The sequence below is a fragment of the Edaphosphingomonas fennica genome (assembly GCF_003034225.1).
In the GTDB taxonomy this organism is placed as follows: Bacteria; Pseudomonadota; Alphaproteobacteria; order Sphingomonadales; family Sphingomonadaceae; genus Sphingomonas_E; species Sphingomonas_E fennica.
On record NZ_PHHF01000076.1, the window covers coordinates 221,769 to 239,549 of the forward strand.

Here is a 17,781-nt window from a genome sequence, read left to right on the forward strand (position 1 = left end):
ATGCACGCGCGAAGCGCGGGCCACGCGAATAATTCCAAAAAGTCGAAAGAACCCGATGCACGCTTACCGCTCGCATAACTGCGCCCAACTGCGCGCCGCCGATGAAGGCGCCACGGTCCGTCTCTCGGGCTGGGTCCACCGCAAGCGCGACCATGGCGGCGTGCTCTTCGTCGATCTGCGCGACCATTACGGCCTCACGCAGATCGTGGCGGACGGCGATTCCCCGGCTTTCGCCACGCTGGACGCGGTGCGCGTCGAATCGGTGATCACCATCACCGGCAACGTGAAGCTGCGCGCCGAAGGCACCACCAATCCCAACCTCGCCACCGGCGAGATCGAGGTCTATGCCCGCGAGGCGACCGTCCAGTCGGCCGCGGCGGAACTGCCGCTGCCGGTGGCCGGCGAGGCCGAATATCCGGAGGATATCCGCCTGCGCTATCGCTATCTCGATCTGCGCCGCGATCGCCTGCACAAGAATATCGTCCTGCGCTCCAACGTCATCGCCTCGCTGCGCCGACGGATGATCGACCAGGGCTTCACCGAATTCCAGACGCCGATCCTGACGGCCTCGTCGCCCGAGGGCGCGCGCGACTATCTCGTCCCCAGCCGCGTCCATCCCGGCAAATTCTATGCGCTCCCGCAGGCGCCGCAGATGTTCAAGCAGCTGCTGATGGTTGCCGGCTTCGACCGCTATTTCCAGATCGCGCCCTGCTTCCGCGACGAGGATGCCCGCGCCGATCGTTCGCCGGGCGAGTTCTACCAGCTCGATTTCGAGATGAGCTACGTCACCCAAGAGGATGTGTTCGCCGCGATCGAACCCGTGCTTCATGGCGTGTTCGAGGAGTTCGCCGATTTCGAAGGCAAGGGCCGCACCGTTTCGCCGCTGCCGTTCCGCCGCATTCCCTACAGGGAATCGATGCTGAAATATGGCAACGACAAGCCGGACCTGCGCAATCCGATCCTGATTTCGGACGTGTCCGGCTATTTCGAAGGTTCGGGCTTCGGCCGCTTCGCCTCGATCGTCGAGGCGGGCGATGTCGTCCGCGCCATCCCTGCGCCGAATACGGCGGACAAGAGCCGCAAATTCTTCGACGACATGAACGCCTGGGCGCAGTCGGAAGGCTTTGCCGGCCTTGGCTATGCCACCCGCAAGGGCGGCGAATGGGGCGGTCCGATCGCCAAGAATCATGGCGAGGAAGGCATGAACGTGATGGCCGACGCGCTGGGCCTCGGCCCGGACGACGGCCTGTTCTTCGCCGCCGGCAAGGAAGCGCAGGCCGCCAAGCTCGCCGGCCTCGCCCGCACGCGGGTGGGCGAGCAATTGGGCCTGATCGATGCCAGCCGCTTCGAATTCTGCTGGATCGTCGATTTCCCGATGTTCGAATATGACGAGGACGCGAAGAAGATCGATTTCAGCCACAACCCCTTCTCGATGCCGCAGGGCGAGCTGGAGGCGCTGGAAACGAAGGACCCGCTCGATATCCTCGCTTATCAGTATGATATCGTCTGCAACGGCGTGGAATTGTCGTCCGGCGCGATCCGGAACCACAAGCCGGAGATCATGTACAAGGCGTTCGAGATCGCCGGCTACAGCCGCGAGGATGTGGACACCAACTTTGCCGGCATGATCAACGCCTTCAAATATGGCGCGCCGCCGCACGGCGGATCGGCGCCGGGCGTGGACCGCATCGTCATGCTGCTGGCGGACGAGCCGAACATCCGCGAGGTGATCGTCTTCCCGATGACGCAGAAGGCGGAGGACCTGATGATGCAGGCGCCCGCGCCCGCGACGATGAAGCAGCTGCGCGAGCTCAACATCCGCGTCGTCGAGCCTTCGAAGGGCTGATCGTCCCGCAGCGGGGCAAGGGGCGCGCCGCCGAGCGGCTTGACTTGACGGCACCCTTTGCCCACGCCTTTCCCTTCCCGCAGGCGTGAGGGGAAAGCGTATGGCGATCGATCTTTCGGACTACGAAAAGGGCGAAAAGTTCGACGGCGACTATGATAAGGCGCTGGAAAGCGTGCAGGAGCGGCTTGCGCGCGTGCAGGTCGCCCATATCATCCACGGCCGGCGCAGCGTCGTTATGTTCGAAGGGTGGGACGCGGCCGGCAAGGGGGGCATCATCCAGCGCCTCACCGCCAAATGGGACCCCCGCCATTTCGAGGTCTGGCCGATCTCCGCACCCACCGAGGAGGAGAAGGCCCGCCATTTCCTCTGGCGCTTCTGGAAACGTCTGCCGGGCCAGAGCGAGATCGGCGTGTTCGATCGCAGCTGGTATGGCCGGGTGCTGGTGGAGCGCGTCGAGAATTTCGCCACCGAAAAGCAGTGGCGCCGCGCCTATGACGAGATCAACGAGTTCGAGGCGCAGCAGAAGGAAGATGGCACGCCCATCATCAAGCTGTTCCTCCACATCACCCAGGAAACCCAGGACGAGCGCCTCAAGGAACGCCTCGCCCATCCGTGGAAACGGTGGAAGACCGGGCGCGAGGATTTTCGCAACCGTTCACGCCGGCCGGAATATCTGACGGCGATGCACGAGATGTTCGAGCATACCGACACGCGCTGGGCGCCGTGGCACGTGATCGACGGCAACAACAAGAAGGCGGCCCGCATCGCGGCGCTCAACCTGATCGCCGAAAAGCTGGAAAAGGCCGTGCCGATGAAGCCGCCGCCGCCGCCGCCAGAACTGGTGGCGATCGCCCGCACGGCATTCGGCGTCGATTTCGAGATGGAATGACGGAAGGCCGCGGGGGGCCTCAGCCCGCCGGCGGATAACTGATCGCCAGCACTTCCCATTCCTTGGGACCGGCGGGGAGCTGGACGCTGCGCATGTCGCCGACGGCCGCCCCCTTGAGCGCACGGGCGAAGGGGGAGCGCCAGCTTATCCGGCCCTGGCCGGCATCGGCCTCATCCTCGCCGATCAGGGTGACGATGCGTTCCTTGTCGTCCTCGTCCACCAGCGTCACCGTGGCGCCGAACCACACGCGATCCCGATCGGCCTGAGCGGCCGGATCGATCACCTTGGCCGCCTTCATCCGGCGCGAGAGGAAGCCCAGCTCCCGATCGATCTCGCGCAGTTTCTTGCGGCCGTAGATATAGTCGCCATTCTCGGACCGGTCGCCATTGCCCGCCGCCCAGGAAATGGTTTCGACGAGCTTCGGCCGCTCGATGGCGAAAAGCTGGTCGTAGCGTTCGCGCAGGGCCCTCAGCCCGGCGGGGGTGATATAGTTCGGGCGGTCGTTCATGTGCCCGCCGATATCAGCCCGGCGTCGATTTGCCGAGATAGGCCGACAGCTTGTTGCGCGCCGGCATGCGGGCATATTGCGGGTTCATGGCGGAATAGACGACGGCGTTTTCCAGCACGCGCTGCACATAGCCGCGCGTTTCGCTGAGCGGGATCGCTTCGATCCATTCGACGACATCGATGCCGCTCATCCGGGGATCGCCGTTTGTTTTCAGCCACTTATTAACATTTCCTGGGCCGGCGTTGTAACTCGCCACCGCCAGCACGTGGCTGCCGCCATAATAATCGAGCAAGCGTTGGAAGAAGCTGGAGCCCAGCATGATATTGTAGGACGGGTCCTTGACCAGCCGGTCATAATCATAGGGCAGGCCCATCTTGCCCGCCTGCTCGCGCGCGGTGCCCGGCATCAGCTGCATCAGCCCGCGCGCGCCGGCATGGCTCACGGCCTCGCGGTCGAACTGGCTCTCCTGCCGGGTTATGGCATGGATCATCACCCAATTGTTCCGCTCGGTCGGCGGCACGGCGATCTGGGGGAAGCCGGTGGGCACGAAATCGCTGACGCCGGTGTTGCGGGCGTTGCGGGCCACCATCACCCCCAGGTCGGGCCGCCCGATCTCGCGCGACAATTCGGCCGAAAGGGCGTGATCCGCATCGGATTTCGCATCCTGGGCTATCGCGCGCAGGAACTGGCTCTGGTCGCGCCACGATCCCAACTCGCCCAATATGCGCGCGGCCCGAACGATCGGCCGTTGCGCGAAGCTCGTGCGCTCGGCGGGGGTTATGGTGATGGGGTCGACATGGGGCGTCTCCACCGTCCGGCCCAGCCGTTCGGCGGCAAGCTGGCCGTAGAACTGGTCCGCATGCGATGCCGCCTCGGTGAAGTAGCGGTTGGCCGCCGTGGGATCGCCCGCCGCCAGCGCGGCACGGCCTGCCCAGTAGAGCCCCTTGGTCTGCGTGCCGGGCGACTGCGCGGCGGCAGCATAGCGGCTGAAGAGCGTCGCGGCGTCGGCGGGGCGGTTCATCTTCTTGAGCGCGGTCATCCCGCCAAGCCAGACGAGGTCGGTATATTTGTCCCGCTCGCCAAAGGGGCGGTCGCGGATCACGGTGCCGGGGGCGAAGGCGCCGTCCGCCTGCTGGGCCATGCCCAGCGCGTAGCTGGTCTGGTTGTCGTTGGCCGCGCCGCGCGCGTTCGTCACCAGCACGTCCAGCCATTTTTCGGCATCGAGCGGCGGGCTGGCGAAGCTGCGCCGCTGCGCCAGCCAGGATCGCGCGTTCACGCTCTGGCCGTTGTCGCGCAGCCAGCGGGCGCGATCGGCGACGAAACCGGGATCGCTGTTGCCGGTCGTGGCGAACACCATCGCCTTGTCGGCGGCGTCGGCCCGGTTGGTCTGCATGGCCAGCCGGGCATCGAACAGGGCCTGCCGCACCGGCGACGTGCGGGCCATCTGGCGCTGGGCGGCGGCCGTCTGCCGGTTCCACAGCAGCCGTTCCATCCGGAGATCCTGGTCCGCCTGGGTGAGCTGTCCGCCGAAGCGGGCGATCAGGCGCTGTTCTTCCGCGTCGCTCAGCGATCCGCCGGTCCAGGCCGCGCGCGCCGCGGCAACGGCGTCGGCCGACCGGCCGATCGCGGCCAGCGCCTCGGCCTGGCGCAGCCGGCCGCTGTTGGTCAAGGGTGGGAAGCGATCGAAGAATCGCGCGACGTCCGCCGGCGCGCCGGGCAGCGTCTCCAGCTGGCGTTCGGCCGTCCGGCGCATCGCCGATTCGCCGGGCCAGCCGGGGAAGGCGATCAGAAAGCTCGCATATTCGGAAAAGGGCAGGCTGTCCGTCTGGCGCAGGCGGCTCCAGCGGACCACCCCTTCGGCCACGGGATCGGCGGCCACGCCGGCGGCCGGAATCCCGCTGGCGGCCGACAGCCCCAGCCGCCCGCGATACCAGTCCCGCTGCTCCGTGGTCAGCGTCGCGGCGCCGGCCACCGACGCCATAAGCACACCCAGGCTCAAAACGCGCTTCAACATGCTGGACATGATGTGGCTGGCATCCTTATCAGCCGCTGAACATAACCGGCCCATATCGCGCACTATGCCGCGCCCTGGGCTTCAGGTGAAGGGAGTGCATGATGTTCAGCGGGTCGATTCCGGCTCTCGTGACGCCGTTTCGCAACGGGCGGTTCGACGAGGCGGCCTTCCGCGCCTTCGTCGATTTCCAGATCGAGAACGGCTCGTCCGCGCTCGTGCCCTGCGGCACGACGGGCGAAAGCGCCACCATGTCGATCGACGAGCATAACCATGTCGTCGCGGTGTGCATCGATCAGGCTGCCGGCCGCGTGCCGGTGATCGCGGGCTGCGGATCGAACGACACCAAGGTCGCGCTGGAACATATGCAGCATGCCAAGGCCGCCGGCGCCGCCGCCGGGCTGGTCGTGCTGCCTTATTACAACCGTCCCAACCAGGATGGGCTGATCGCGCATTACACCTACCTCGCCGAAAATTGCGATCTGCCGATCATCCTCTACAACGTGCCCGCGCGCACCGTGACGGATATCAGCGTGGATACCATGGCGACGCTCGCCAGGCTTCCCACCATCGTCGGCGTCAAGGATGCCAGCGGCAAGGTGGAGCGCGTGGCCGCCCAGCGGCTCGCCTGCGGGGCGGATTTCTGCCAGCTTTCCGGCAATGACGATATGGCGCTGGGCTTCATGGCGATGGGCGGCGTCGGCTGCATCTCCGTCACGGCCAATGTCGCGCCCCGGCTGTGCGCCGATTTCCAGGCCGCCTGCCTTTCCGGCGACTGGAAGGGGGCGCTGGCGCTTCAGGACCGGCTGTTCCCGCTGCACAGCGCGCTGTTCACCGATGCTTCACCCGGCCCCGTCAAATATGCGCTCAGCCGTACCCGCCCGGATTTTCCCGTGGAATTGCGCCTGCCGATGACCTGGCCGTCGGACGCGAGCCGCAAGGCGGTGGATGCGGCGCTCGTCCATGCGGGGCTGGTGTAACAGCTACCGTCCCCCATATGGGCGCATGACGCGATTCTGCGCCCAAGAAAGCAAGAGATGGCCCGCCCCAAGCCCGCAACCTTTGAAAAAGTGAAGACGGTCGCCGAAAACCGGCGGGCGCGGTATGAATATTTCCTGGAGGAATTCTTCGAGGCGGGCATCGCGCTGACCGGCACCGAGGTGAAGTCGCTGCGGTTCGGCGAGGGATCGATCGCCGAAAGCTATGCCGAGGTGAGGGACGGGCAGGCCTGGCTCATCAATTCCAACATCCCGGAATTCAGCCACGGCAACCGTTTCAATCACGAGCCGAAGCGGCCGCGCAAGCTGCTGCTGCACGAACGCGAGATCGAAAAGATGCGCAACGCCGTCTCTCGCGAGGGGATGACGCTGATTCCGCTGTCCATCTATTTCAACCCGCGCGGCCGGGCGAAGGTGGAACTCGCGCTCGCCAAGGGCAAGAAATTGCACGATAAGCGGGAGACGGAAAAGTCGCGGGACTGGAAACGCGAACAGCAGCGCCTGCTGCGCGACCGGGGTTAGGCGCGATGTTCGAGAGAATGCGCGCCTGGTCGGAGCGCAACATGCCCACGCGCGAGACGTTCGAGCGGATCGGCTGGCTGCGGCCGATCGCGCACCGCATCCTTTTGCCCGAACTGTGGCGCTTCCACCGCCGCTCGGTGCCGCGCGGCGTGGCGCTGGGCGTGTTGGTCGGCGTGCTCATCCCGGTGGCGCAGACGGTGTTCGCCGCGATCTTCGCCTTGCCATCACGCGCGAACGTGCCGGTGGCGGCGCTCACCACCTTCATCACCAATCCGTTCACCACCCCGGCCATCTGGGCCTTCTCCATCTGGATCGGCCGGATGATGCTGGGCCATCATGGCGGCGATCCGGCTGTCGTCGAAGGCGTGAACAAGGCGATGGGCTGGAGCGAATGGCTGCTGCGCGACGTCGGCCCGGCGCTCGGCCTCGGGCTGGTCGTCGTGGCGGTCGTCGGCGCGGTGCTCGGCTATCTGGTCGCCTCCATCACCTGGCGGATGTGGATCGCCCACAAGTGGCGGCACCGCCGGCATGAGCGCCAGCGTAACGATTGAGCCCTGCCGGTCGCGGCATCGGATGGATCGCCGCCGCCGCGCTTGACGGGCCGCGCCTTGCCGGAGGATGAAACAGGATCATGGCAACCGCCTTTCCGTCCCTCCCGGTCCAGGCTTCCGAACGCGGCGATCGCGCGATCCTGCTGGGCGTGGCGGGCCTCGGCCTCGGCACGGCGCTGCTGCTGCTCTGGCTGCTCGGCGATGCGCTGGCGGCCGGCGTCTTTCTCCTCGTCTTCCTCGCGGCCGGCGGGCTCATCCTGCTGCTGGGCCGGCACCGGTCCGGCCTGGCCGACGCGGCGACCATGGGCGATATCGGCCTGCTCAACGCCGCCATCGGCGATTCGTCCGAAGCGGTCGCGATCACCGACAGGTCCGGGCGGCTGATCTGCGCCAACCGCACCTTCGGCGAATGGTTTCCCGGCCTGTCGGCGCCGCCGGGGCTCGCGATCGGCGATCATGGCGACGATCGTCTGGCGGAGGCCGGCCGGTCGGCATGGCGCGACGGCTGGGCCGAGATCGAGGGGCTGGCGACCGGGCGTGGACGGCTTTCCGCCACCGCGCTGCGGGCAGGCACGGCGCAGGACCATCTCGTCTGGCGGCTGCGGCGGATGCGCGGCGGCCAGCTGGTCGATGAAACCCGCAGGCTGGTGGAAGGCGAGGGGGGGCAGCGCCTAGGCGCGGCCGGGATGATGGCGGCCATCGCCGATGGCGGCGGCCGGCTCGTCGCCGCCAACCGGGTATTCCTCCAGCGCGCGCTGGGCAATGAGGAAGCCGGCATCCACGCGCTTGCCGATCTTTTCGACGACAGCGGCGGCGATGTGATCCGCTTCCGCCATGAAGGGGATGAGGCGACCCCGTTGCGGGTGGTGCAGGTGCCGCTGGACGACGGCGTCGGCGAAAGCCCCACCCTGTTCCTGCTGCTCGACGATGCCGGCGCGCTCCGGCCGGCGGCCGATGCCGCCTCCGATCATGTCGAAGCCCTGCTGGCGATGCTACCGCTGGGCCTTGCGCTGGCGGAGCGCGACGGCCGCATCCTCTTCATGAACGATGCCTTCCGGCGCGCGGCGGGGCTGCCGCAGGGGCAGCCGGTGCTCTATCCCAGCGATCTCGTGGTGAAGGAGGACAAGGCCGCCGTGGCCGATGCGGTGCGCCGTTTCGCCGCGGGCCAGCGCATGTCCGGCGACATCGCCGTCCGTCTCCGCTATCGCGCGGACGAGGCGGTGGCGCTCACCATCGCCGGCGCGCGCGGGCTGGGCGAGGCGGCGGTGCTGCTGAGCCTCAAGGACAATAGCGAGGAATCGCGCCTCAAGAACCAGGTGGCGCAGGCGACGAAGATGCAGGCCGTGGGCCAGCTCGCCGGCGGCGTCGCGCATGATTTCAACAATATCCTGACCGCCATCATCGGCCATTGCGATCTGATGCTGCTGCGCCACCGGCCGGGCGAGAGCGATTATGACGATATCCAGCAGATCCGCCAGAATTCGAACCGTGCCGCCGGCCTGACCCGCCAGCTCCTCGCTTTCTCCCGCCAGCAGACGCTGCGCCCGCAGGTGCTGCAACTGCCGGACGTCATTTCGGAAATTTCCAATCTCATCAAGCGGCTGCTGGGCGAGCGGGTCCGCCTCGTCGTCAAGCATGGCCGCAATCTCGGCCAGGTCCGCGCCGATCCGGGCCAGCTCGAACAGGTCATCGTCAACCTGGCGGTGAACGCGCGCGATGCGATGCCGGATGGCGGCACGCTGACGGTGCAGACCTATGGCGTCACCGCCGCGGAGGTGCGCCGCCTCAACAGCGATATCCTGCCGGTCGCCGATTATACCGCGCTCAGCGTCTCCGACACGGGCACCGGCATTCCGGCGGAACTGCTGGGCAAGATATTCGAACCCTTCTTCACCACCAAGGAAGTGGGCAAGGGCACCGGCCTCGGCCTGTCCACCGTCTACGGCATCGTCAAGCAATCGGGCGGGTTCATCTTCGCCGATTCCAAGCCCGGCGTCGGCACCAGCTTCGTCATCTATCTACCCGTCCATCGCGCGGACCCCATGCTGGATGCGCCGCCCCCGCCCAAGAAGCCGCGCCAGGGCGAATTGTGGGGAACGGGGACGATCCTGCTGGTCGAGGACGAGGATATGGTCCGCGCCGTGGCCGAACGCGCGCTCACCCGCCAGGGCTACAAGGTGTTGACCGCTGCCAATGGCGAGGAGGCGCTGGAAGTGCTGCAGGGCATGGCGGCCGATGGCGGGGAGACGATCGACCTGCTCGTATCCGACGTGGTGATGCCCACCATGGACGGGCCGACGCTCGTCCGCCATGCGCGCGAGATGTTCCCCAGGCTGCCGATCCTGTTCATGTCCGGCTATGCCGAGGAGCAGCTTCGCCGTTCGATCGATCTCGATCGGGTGGCCTTCCTGGCCAAGCCCTTTTCGGTCCAGCAACTGGCCGAGGCGGCGCGCGATGCGCTGGGCGCCGAGGGGACGGCGGCTTCCTGAGCGGGCGGCGAAGCGGTTTGCCGCATCGGCGAACGGAGGGCGCGGCAGGCACTGGTCGGCGCCTTGTTGTCATTGTATGACCATCGAAATGAACCAGACCCTCCGTATCTTGGTCGTCGAGGATGAACCGCTGATCGCGATGGTCCTCGAAGACTATCTGGAAAGTCTCGGTCATGAGGTGGCCGGCGCCGTCGATTCGGTCGAAGGCGCGCTGGCCATGGTCGCCGGCGGCGATTTCGATGCCGCGATCCTCGATGTCCACCTGCGGGGCGGCGAGGCGAGCTGGCCGGTTGCCGATGCCCTGGTGGCCGCGTCCAAGCCGTTCCTGCTGGCGACGGGCGGCCATGTCGAGCCGCCGCCGGGCCGGCATGCCCAGGCGCCCGTGCTCATCAAGCCCTTCACCATGGACGGGGTGCGCCTGGGGCTGGACGGGATAGCCGCTACCGCCTGACCGTTCGTTCCCCTCTTGTTCTCATGGAACAATCCGTGTACGAAGCTGCCTGTTGAACCGCGCCGATGCGCGATCTACGAGGGGAGCTGACCGGATGGCCGCACAGTTGAAGCTCATCGGTTCCGAAAAGGAAAAGGCCGATATGGATAGGCAGAAAGCCCTCGAAGCCGCTCTCGCGCAGATCGATCGCGCGTTCGGCAAGGGCTCCGCGATGAAGTTGGGAAGCCGCGAGAAGATCGAGATCGAGGCGATTTCGACCGGATCGCTGGGGTTGGATATCGCGCTCGGCATCGGCGGCCTGCCGCGCGGGCGCATCATCGAGATTTTCGGCCCGGAAAGCTCGGGCAAGACGACGCTGGCGCTGCATGCCATTGCCGAGGCGCAGAAGGCCGGCGGCACCGCCGCCTTCGTGGATGCGGAACATGCGCTCGACCCCGTCTACGCCCGCAAGCTGGGCGTGGACATTGACGAGCTGATCGTGTCGCAGCCCGACACGGGCGAGCAGGCGCTGGAGATCACCGACACGCTCATCCGGTCGAACGCGATCGACGTGCTTGTGGTGGACTCGGTGGCCGCGCTGGTGCCGCGCGCGGAAATCGAAGGCGAGATGGGCGACAGCCATGTCGGCCTGCAGGCCCGGCTGATGAGCCAGGCGCTGCGCAAGATCACCGGATCGATCAGCCGGTCGCGCTGCCTGGTGATCTTCATCAACCAGATCCGCATGAAGATCGGCGTCATGTACGGCAACCCGGAAACCACGACGGGCGGCAACGCGCTGAAATTCTATGCGTCGGTTCGCCTCGACATCCGCCGCACCGGCCAGATCAAGGATCGCGACGATATCGTCGGCAACGCGACCCGCGTGAAGGTGGTGAAGAACAAGGTCGCCCCGCCGTTCAAGCAGGTCGAATTCGACATCATGTATGGCGAGGGCGTTTCCAAGGTGGGTGAAATCCTCGACCTCGGCGTCAAGGCCGGGATCGTCGAGAAGTCCGGCGCCTGGTTCAGCTATGATTCGATCCGCATCGGCCAGGGCCGCGAAAATGCGAAGACCTATCTTCGCGAGAATCCCGAGGTCGCCGAGCGATTGGAAAGGGCGATCCGCGGCAATTCGGCGGACGTGGCCGAAGCGCTGATGTCCGGGCCTGAACCTGACGACGACCTCTGAGGGGACGGGGTTCGGAAAGCTGAAGGGGCGGCTGCAACGAAGGTTGCGGCCGCCCTTTTCCTTGCCCGCGAAGGAGGCATCCAGGAAGGAGGCGAGGCGATCCGCCGCGGCCCGGTAGCAGGGAAGGGCCGCGCGGCACCATCCGATTGACGTTGACGTGAGCGTAAACTAGCATGGCGGCATGCCTGTTCATGCCACGATCGACACGCCCGACGCGCAGAATCGCGAATCCTATACGATCTCGGACCTGTCCGAGGAGTTCGGGGTCACGGCGCGCGCGCTACGTTTCTATGAGGATGAAGGCCTGATCGCGCCCGAGCGCGTCGGGCTGGCCAGGGTCTATTCGAAGCGGGATCGCGCCCGCCTCGCCTGGATATTGCGGGGCAAGCGCGTAGGTTTCAGCCTTGCCGAGATACGCGAGATGATCGATCTCTACGATCTCGACGATGGCCGCGCCACGCAGCGCCATGTCACGGTGGAGAAGTGCGAGGCGCGCATAGAAGCGCTGCGGCGCCAGCGCGAGGACATCGACGCCGCGATCGCCGAACTGATGGATTTCGTGGAACTGGTGAACAGCGCGGAGGATGATCCGAAGCGCGTCGAGGCGGCCGAGCGGGAAGCCCGCCGCCTCGCCGAAAGCAAGCGCGCCCGGAACACCGGAAACGACGCCTGAGAGCAAGAGCAGGAGCCTGCAATGCCGATCTATTCCGCGCCGGTGCGCGATACCCGCTATGTGTTCGACGCCATCATCGGCCTCGACCGCTATTCCAATCTTCCCGGCTTCGAAGCCGCCTCGCCGGACATGGTCGAGGCGGTTCTCACCGAAGGCGCGAAATTCTGCGAGGAAGTGCTCTTCCCCCTCAACCAGGTGGGGGACCACGAAGGGTGCACCCGCCATCCGGACGGCAGCGTGACGACGCCCACCGGCTTCAAGGCGGCTTATGACGCCTTCCGCGAGGCGGGGTGGCCGACGCTTTCGGGGCCGACCGAATTTGGCGGGCAGGGCATGCCCCATGTCGTCGCGACGGCCTTCGAGGAATATCTGATCAGCGCCAACATGGCCTTCGCCATGTATAACGGCCTCACCATGGGCGCCACGGCCGCGATCCTCGCCAAGGGTTCGGACGAGCAGAAGGCGCTCTACACGCCGAAGATGATCTCCGGCGAATGGGGCGGCACCATGAACCTGACGGAGCCGCATTGCGGCACCGATCTGGGGCTGATCCGCACCAAGGCCGAGCCGAAGGGCGACGGCACCTATGCCATCACCGGCACCAAGATCTTCATTTCCTCGGGCGAGCATGACCTGACGGAGAACATCATCCACCTGGTGCTGGCCAAGGTGACGGGCGCGCCGGACAATGTGAAGGGCATCAGCCTGTTCATCGTCCCCAAGTTCATGGTGGGCGCGGACGGATCGATCGGCGATCGCAACGCGGTGTCGTGCGGTTCCATCGAGGAGAAGATGGGCATCCACGGCAATTCCACCTGCGTCATGAACTATGACGGCGCCACCGGCTTCCTCGTGGGCGAGGAGAATAAGGGTCTTGCGGCGATGTTCATCATGATGAACGCCGCGCGCCTGGGCGTGGGCCTGCAGGGCCTGTCCGTGGGCGAGGTCGCCTATCAGAATGCCGTGCAATATGCGAAGGATCGCCGGCAGGGACGCGCGCTCACCGGTCCGAAGGAGCCGGACCAGAAGGCCGATCCGCTGTTCGTGCACCCCGACGTCCGCCGCATGCTGATGGAAAGCAAGGCCTGCCTGGAAGGCGCCCGCGCGCTGTGCCTGTGGGGCGGCCTTCAGGTCGATCTCGCCCACCATGCGGCGACCGAGGAGGAACGACAGCAGGCCGATGACCTGATCTCGCTGCTGACGCCGGTCATCAAGGGCTATGTGACCGACCTGGGTTACGACATCGCCACCAAATCCCAGCAGGTCTATGGCGGCCACGGCTACATCCGCGAATGGGGGATGGAGCAATATGTGCGCGATGCCCGCATCTCGCAGATCTATGAGGGCACGAACGGCGTGCAGGCCATGGATCTGGTGGGCCGCAAGCTGCCGATGAACGGCGGCCGGGCGATGATGGCGCTGCTGGCCCTGATCGGCGAGGAGATCGCCCAGGGCAAGGCGACGCCGGAAACGGCCGATCTCGCGGGCAGGCTGGAAAAGGCGGTGGGCGAATTGCAGGCGGCCAGCATGTGGCTGATGCAGAACGGCCTCGCCAATCCCGACAATGCCGGCGCCGCGGCCTATAGCTATATGACGCTGCTGGGGATCGTGTCGCTCGGCTGGATGTGGCTGAAGATGGCCCGCGCCTCGACGGCCGCGATCGCGGCCGGGGACGGCGGCGACCGCGCCTTCCACGAAGCCAAGCTCGTCACCGCGCGCTTCTTCGCGGAACGCATCCTGCCGGATGCGGGCTCGCTGCGCCGCAAGATCGAAAGCGGCGCCGAAAGCATGATGACGCTTCCCGTCGAAGCCTTCTGATCCCGATCGCCCCCGGCCCGTTTTCGTCATCGGGCCGGGGGCGAGACTTCGGTCCCGAAATGTCGGGGGCCTGCGATCGGCGCCTTGCCCCGCCGGCGCCAGCGGCTACACACGCAGGGCCCGGTATCCGCCGGCGTGGGACGGAGAGTAGGATATGGCGACACGCCCGGGGCGGGACCTTACGCAGGGGCCGATCGCCCGCACGTTGCTGCTGTTCGCGTTGCCGACGCTCGGGTCCAGCATCCTCCAGTCGCTGAACGGATCGATCAACGCCATCTGGGTCGGCCAGTTTCTGGGCGAGGCCGCGCTGGCGGCGACGGCCAATGCCAACCTCGTCATGTTCCTGATGTTCTCGGCCGTGTTCGGGTTCGGCATGGCCGCGACGATCCTGATCGGGCAGCGCATCGGCGCGCACGACGTGGATGGCGCGCGGCGCGTGATCGGCACGACCATCGGCATGTTCGCCGTGGCGGCATCGCTGGTCGCGCTGGCCGGATGGCTGTGGGCGCCGTCCCTGCTCCACCTGCTGGCCACGCCGCCGGAGGTATTCGGCCTCGCGCTGGCCTATCTGCGCATCATCTTCCTCGGCCTGCCGCCCAGCATGATCGTGGTGCTGATCACCATGGGCCTGCGCGGATCGGGCGATTCGCTGACGCCCCTGTGGTTCATGATCCTGTCGGCTGTGATCGACGTCATACTCAACCCGGTGCTGATCCTGGGGCTGGGGCCGGCCCCTCAACTCGGCATCCGGGGATCGGCGGCGGCCACGCTCATCGCCAATATCGTCGGCCTTCTCGCGCTGGTCGCTTATATCTACCGGCGCGATCTGCCGCTGCGGTTGCGCGGGCGGGAGATCGGCTATCTCCTGCCCGACCTTCGCCTTCTGAAAACGATCGTGTTCAAGGGCGTGCCGATGGGCCTGCAGATGCTGGTCGTATCGGTTTCGGCGCTGGCGATGATCGGGCTGGTCAACCGGGAAGGGGCGGCGGTGACGGCCGCTTATGGCGCGGCAAACCAGCTCTGGACCTATATCCAGATGCCGGCGATGGCGCTGGGCGCGGCGGTGAGCGCCATGGCCGCCCAGAATATCGGCGCGAACCGCTGGGATCGGGTGAGCCAGGTCACCCGCGCGGGCATCGGCATGAACGTGCTGATGACGGGATCGGCCGTGCTCCTGCTGCTCGCCATCGATCGCCACGCCCTGTCGCTGTTCCTGGGGAATGACGGGCATGCCATGGCGATTGCCCGGCACATGAACCTGATCGTCAGCTGGGGCTTCATCCTGTTCGGCATCACATCGGTGCTGTCGGCCGTGGTGCGGGCGAACGGCGCGGTGATGGTGCCCCTCCTGATTCTGGTCATCGCCTTCTTCCCGGTCCGGCTGGGGCTGGCCGCCTGCTTCCAGCCGCGGATCGGCGCGGACGCGATCTGGTGGAGCTACAACGCCGGTTCGCTCACCACGCTGGTGCTGACGATCGCCTATTTCCGGTTCGGCGGATGGCGCGCGCTGCGGATGATGCCGCCGACAGATCCGATCGAGGCGGAGGAGATGGTGATTTCCAGCACCGATCCGGCCGGCCGCGCCCAGCCGAACGGCTGACGGGATCAGGCCCGCAGCCGCTCGATCGCCTGGGCCAGCGCCACGTAGAGCTTGCCCATATCGGAGGACAGCAAGGTCACGCTCAGCGGCGCGCCGTCGCGCTGGGCGAGCATCCGGCGCAGCATCGCCTCGAAATCGTGGACGTAGCGGTTCACCTGCTCCCGGAACTCCGGCTCTTCCTCATAATGCCGGACGATTTCCTTGCTCTCGGCCGTGTCGAGCAGCCGCACGGCGCGGCGGGTGAAGATGCTGCGATCGCCCTTCAGATAGGATGTCCAGGCGCTGTCGGTCACGTCGTTGGACAGGATCTTGGCGATGTCGATCGCGGTGGAGTTCAGCGATTCCACCAGCAGGGCCGCGCGGCGGGAGAAGCTTTCCTCGTCCGCCTCGGCCACCTGCGCCTGAACCTCGTCGATCCGCGCATCCACGGCGGCGGCCGTATCGCGGATGGCGAGAAGCTGTTGCTGCAGCCGCTCGTTGGCCGATGTCGCGGCGGAAACGGCGCGGTCGGCGGCCGTGGCCACCTCCTCCAATTGCGTGCCGAGCGCCTCGCGCATCGCCTTCTCGATCGCGTCGCGGGCGGCGGCGCCCAGATCGGTCGCGGCGGAGGGAATGACGGTGCCGATGGTCTCGCGGGCATGGTCCGCCGCCTGAACGGCCGTCTCCCGCACGCGGAGCAGCGCTTCGACGAGCTGCGGCCCGGCCTTTTCGGCAAGCTGCTTCGCGCTGTCCTCGGCCTGGGCCAGGCTTGCCTGCAACTCCTCCGAACGGGTGCGGACTTCGGCCAGCCGGTCGCCGGCGATGCGATGCATATCCTCGATCACCGCGCGCTGATCCGCCAGCGACTGGCCGGCATCGGCGATGCCGCCGGTGGCGAGGGCGAGGGCGCGTTCCAGCGCGCTTGCCTCGGGCAGCAGCGCCGTGATCGCGGCATGGCTGCGCCCGGCCTGAGCCTCGATTCCGGCAAGCGCGGCGGGAATGTCGCTATCGATGCCGGCGGTGCTCGCATCCAGCGCGGATTTGAGCGCCGCCGCGCGCTCGACGAGGGCCTCCGTCGCCGGGGCGGCGGTGGCGAGCCGATCGGCCAGGCCTTCGCTTTGCTCGCGCAGCCGGCCGACTGCTTCGGTCAGGGCCTGGACGGCATCATTGCCCTTGCCGGACAGCCCGGCGAAGCGGGCCTCGATCTCGTCGAGCGACCGGGCGATGGCGTCGATCGCGGCCTGGCTTTCGGCATTGCGGGTGGCGAAGCCGCCGGCAAGGGAATCGATCCGGCTGCCCATATCCTCGATCCGCGCGGCGAGCGCGGTCGCCGCTTCGGCCATGCGCGCATCGATCCGGGCGCCTTGCTCGTCGATCCGGGCGATCTGCTCCGCAAGCTGCCGCGCCGCGCCCGATGCCGCCTGGTCGGCCTTCTCGCTCTGCGTCTCCAGCGCCGCAAGCTGGGCCTGCAGGGCATCCACCCTGCCGCCGGCCTCGCCCGCCGTCTCGCGCAGGCGATCGGAAATGCCGCGAACCTGCTCGTCCATCCGGGGCAGATCGTCGATCAGCACGCCCAGATCGCTGCGGGCGATTTCGGCGGCGGTTTCCAGATTGTCCGATTCCGCCCGCAATATACTGGTCTCGCGCCCCATGGCGGCCGCGATCTCGCTCAGGCGAAGCGCGGTATCGTCGCCCAGCGACATCAGCTGCTGGGCCTGATCCGCCAAATCCTTCCGGCTTTCGGATATCCGGTCGGCCAGCCGGCCGATCACGCTTTCCAGAAGCGCGGACTCGGCCCGCATCGCCTGGGCCGTCTGGCCGAACCGGGCGGCTTCCTTCCGGCTGGAGCGCTGCAGGACGATGAAGATCACGCCCAGCAGGGCCAACGGCCCGCTCGCGAGCGAGATGAGCGCCGTCGCGCGGGTGAGGGGCGATCCATCCGCCTCGACGGAGGTGCCGACCGCCACGATCCAGATCGCCGCCGCCACGAGCAGGACGGCCGCCGTCACGCGGCCCTGCCAGGACGAGGCGGGCTCGATCGCGGGTTCTGCCTCCGGTTCCGGCGCCTGGGGGGCGACCGCGACGCTTTGGGGCGGGGCCTCGACGGCCGTGGCGGCGTCTTCACGATTGCGCGAAATGGCTTCGAGCAGCGCGCGGTGCTCGCGCCATTGGTCGGTGGATCGGACCCCCTGGTTCATGATCTTTGTTTATCAGCTTTCGGGCGTGGCGAAAGGGCCGAGAGCATGGCGATGGCATGCAACGCCCTGTTAAGGCGTTC

Annotated in this window: 14 protein-coding genes; 11 read left to right on the top strand and 3 right to left on the bottom strand. The window is 67.0% G+C overall.

The window, feature by feature from the left end; all coding sequences use genetic code 11:
* Window positions 1-55: 55 nt before the first annotated feature.
* Both aspS and CV103_RS19120 read left to right on the top strand, forming a co-directional pair.
* Window positions 56-1,846 carry an aspartate--tRNA ligase gene (gene aspS / locus CV103_RS19115; protein WP_107395816.1) on the top strand — a complete coding sequence of 597 codons (1,791 nt, stop codon included), beginning with the start codon at window positions 56-58 and terminating at the stop codon, window positions 1,844-1,846.
* A gap of 100 nt (window positions 1,847-1,946) precedes the next feature.
* On the top strand, window positions 1,947-2,735 hold the full coding sequence (locus tag CV103_RS19120; protein ID WP_107395817.1) for a polyphosphate kinase 2 family protein: 789 nt from the start codon (window positions 1,947-1,949) through the stop codon (window positions 2,733-2,735).
* A 19-nt stretch (window positions 2,736-2,754) separates the two neighbouring features.
* On the opposite strand, the gene greB is transcribed toward CV103_RS19120, so the two are convergent.
* Complete coding sequence (greB, locus tag CV103_RS19125) at window positions 2,755-3,243, bottom strand: transcription elongation factor GreB (RefSeq protein ID WP_107395818.1); 489 nt, start codon at window positions 3,241-3,243, stop codon at window positions 2,755-2,757.
* 13 nt (window positions 3,244-3,256) lie between these two features.
* Entirely contained in the window at window positions 3,257-5,266 is a 2,010-nt protein-coding gene (locus tag CV103_RS19130; protein ID WP_107395819.1) for a lytic transglycosylase domain-containing protein, read from the bottom strand.
* A 92-nt stretch (window positions 5,267-5,358) separates the two neighbouring features.
* On the opposite strand from CV103_RS19130, the gene dapA reads away from it, so the two are divergent.
* The 9 genes from dapA (at window position 5,359) to CV103_RS19175 (ending at window position 15,524) form a co-directional block, all read left to right on the top strand.
* On the top strand, window positions 5,359-6,234 hold the full coding sequence (dapA, locus tag CV103_RS19135; protein ID WP_107395910.1) for a 4-hydroxy-tetrahydrodipicolinate synthase: 876 nt from the start codon (window positions 5,359-5,361) through the stop codon (window positions 6,232-6,234).
* A 57-nt stretch (window positions 6,235-6,291) separates the two neighbouring features.
* Window positions 6,292-6,774 carry an SsrA-binding protein SmpB gene (gene smpB, locus CV103_RS19140; RefSeq protein WP_015460290.1) on the top strand — a complete coding sequence of 161 codons (483 nt, stop codon included), beginning with the start codon at window positions 6,292-6,294 and terminating at the stop codon, window positions 6,772-6,774.
* Between the two features lie 5 nt (window positions 6,775-6,779).
* Window positions 6,780-7,325: a DUF2062 domain-containing protein gene (locus CV103_RS19145; protein WP_015460291.1), complete on the top strand. Its 546-nt coding sequence runs from the start codon at window positions 6,780-6,782 to the stop codon at window positions 7,323-7,325.
* A gap of 80 nt (window positions 7,326-7,405) precedes the next feature.
* A complete protein-coding gene (locus CV103_RS19150) occupies window positions 7,406-9,814 on the top strand; it encodes an ATP-binding protein (protein ID WP_107395820.1) in 2,409 nt (802 codons plus the stop codon).
* An 88-nt stretch (window positions 9,815-9,902) separates the two neighbouring features.
* Window positions 9,903-10,265 carry a response regulator gene (locus CV103_RS19155; RefSeq protein WP_015460293.1) on the top strand — a complete coding sequence of 121 codons (363 nt, stop codon included), beginning with the start codon at window positions 9,903-9,905 and terminating at the stop codon, window positions 10,263-10,265.
* Window positions 10,266-10,359: 94 nt separating this feature from the next.
* Window positions 10,360-11,433 carry a recombinase RecA gene (gene recA / locus CV103_RS19160; RefSeq protein ID WP_015460294.1) on the top strand — a complete coding sequence of 358 codons (1,074 nt, stop codon included), beginning with the start codon at window positions 10,360-10,362 and terminating at the stop codon, window positions 11,431-11,433.
* A 181-nt stretch (window positions 11,434-11,614) separates the two neighbouring features.
* Complete coding sequence (locus tag CV103_RS19165) at window positions 11,615-12,106, top strand: MerR family transcriptional regulator (RefSeq protein WP_070933661.1); 492 nt, start codon at window positions 11,615-11,617, stop codon at window positions 12,104-12,106.
* 21 nt (window positions 12,107-12,127) lie between these two features.
* Entirely contained in the window at window positions 12,128-13,924 is a 1,797-nt protein-coding gene (locus tag CV103_RS19170) for an acyl-CoA dehydrogenase C-terminal domain-containing protein (RefSeq protein WP_107395821.1), read from the top strand.
* Window positions 13,925-14,078: 154 nt separating this feature from the next.
* Entirely contained in the window at window positions 14,079-15,524 is a 1,446-nt protein-coding gene (locus tag CV103_RS19175) for an MATE family efflux transporter (protein WP_107395822.1), read from the top strand.
* A gap of 5 nt (window positions 15,525-15,529) precedes the next feature.
* Here the strand turns inward: CV103_RS19175 and CV103_RS19180 are convergent, their stop codons facing one another.
* Complete coding sequence (locus CV103_RS19180) at window positions 15,530-17,701, bottom strand: coiled-coil domain-containing protein (RefSeq protein WP_107395823.1); 2,172 nt, start codon at window positions 17,699-17,701, stop codon at window positions 15,530-15,532.
* Window positions 17,702-17,781 lie beyond the last annotated feature (80 nt).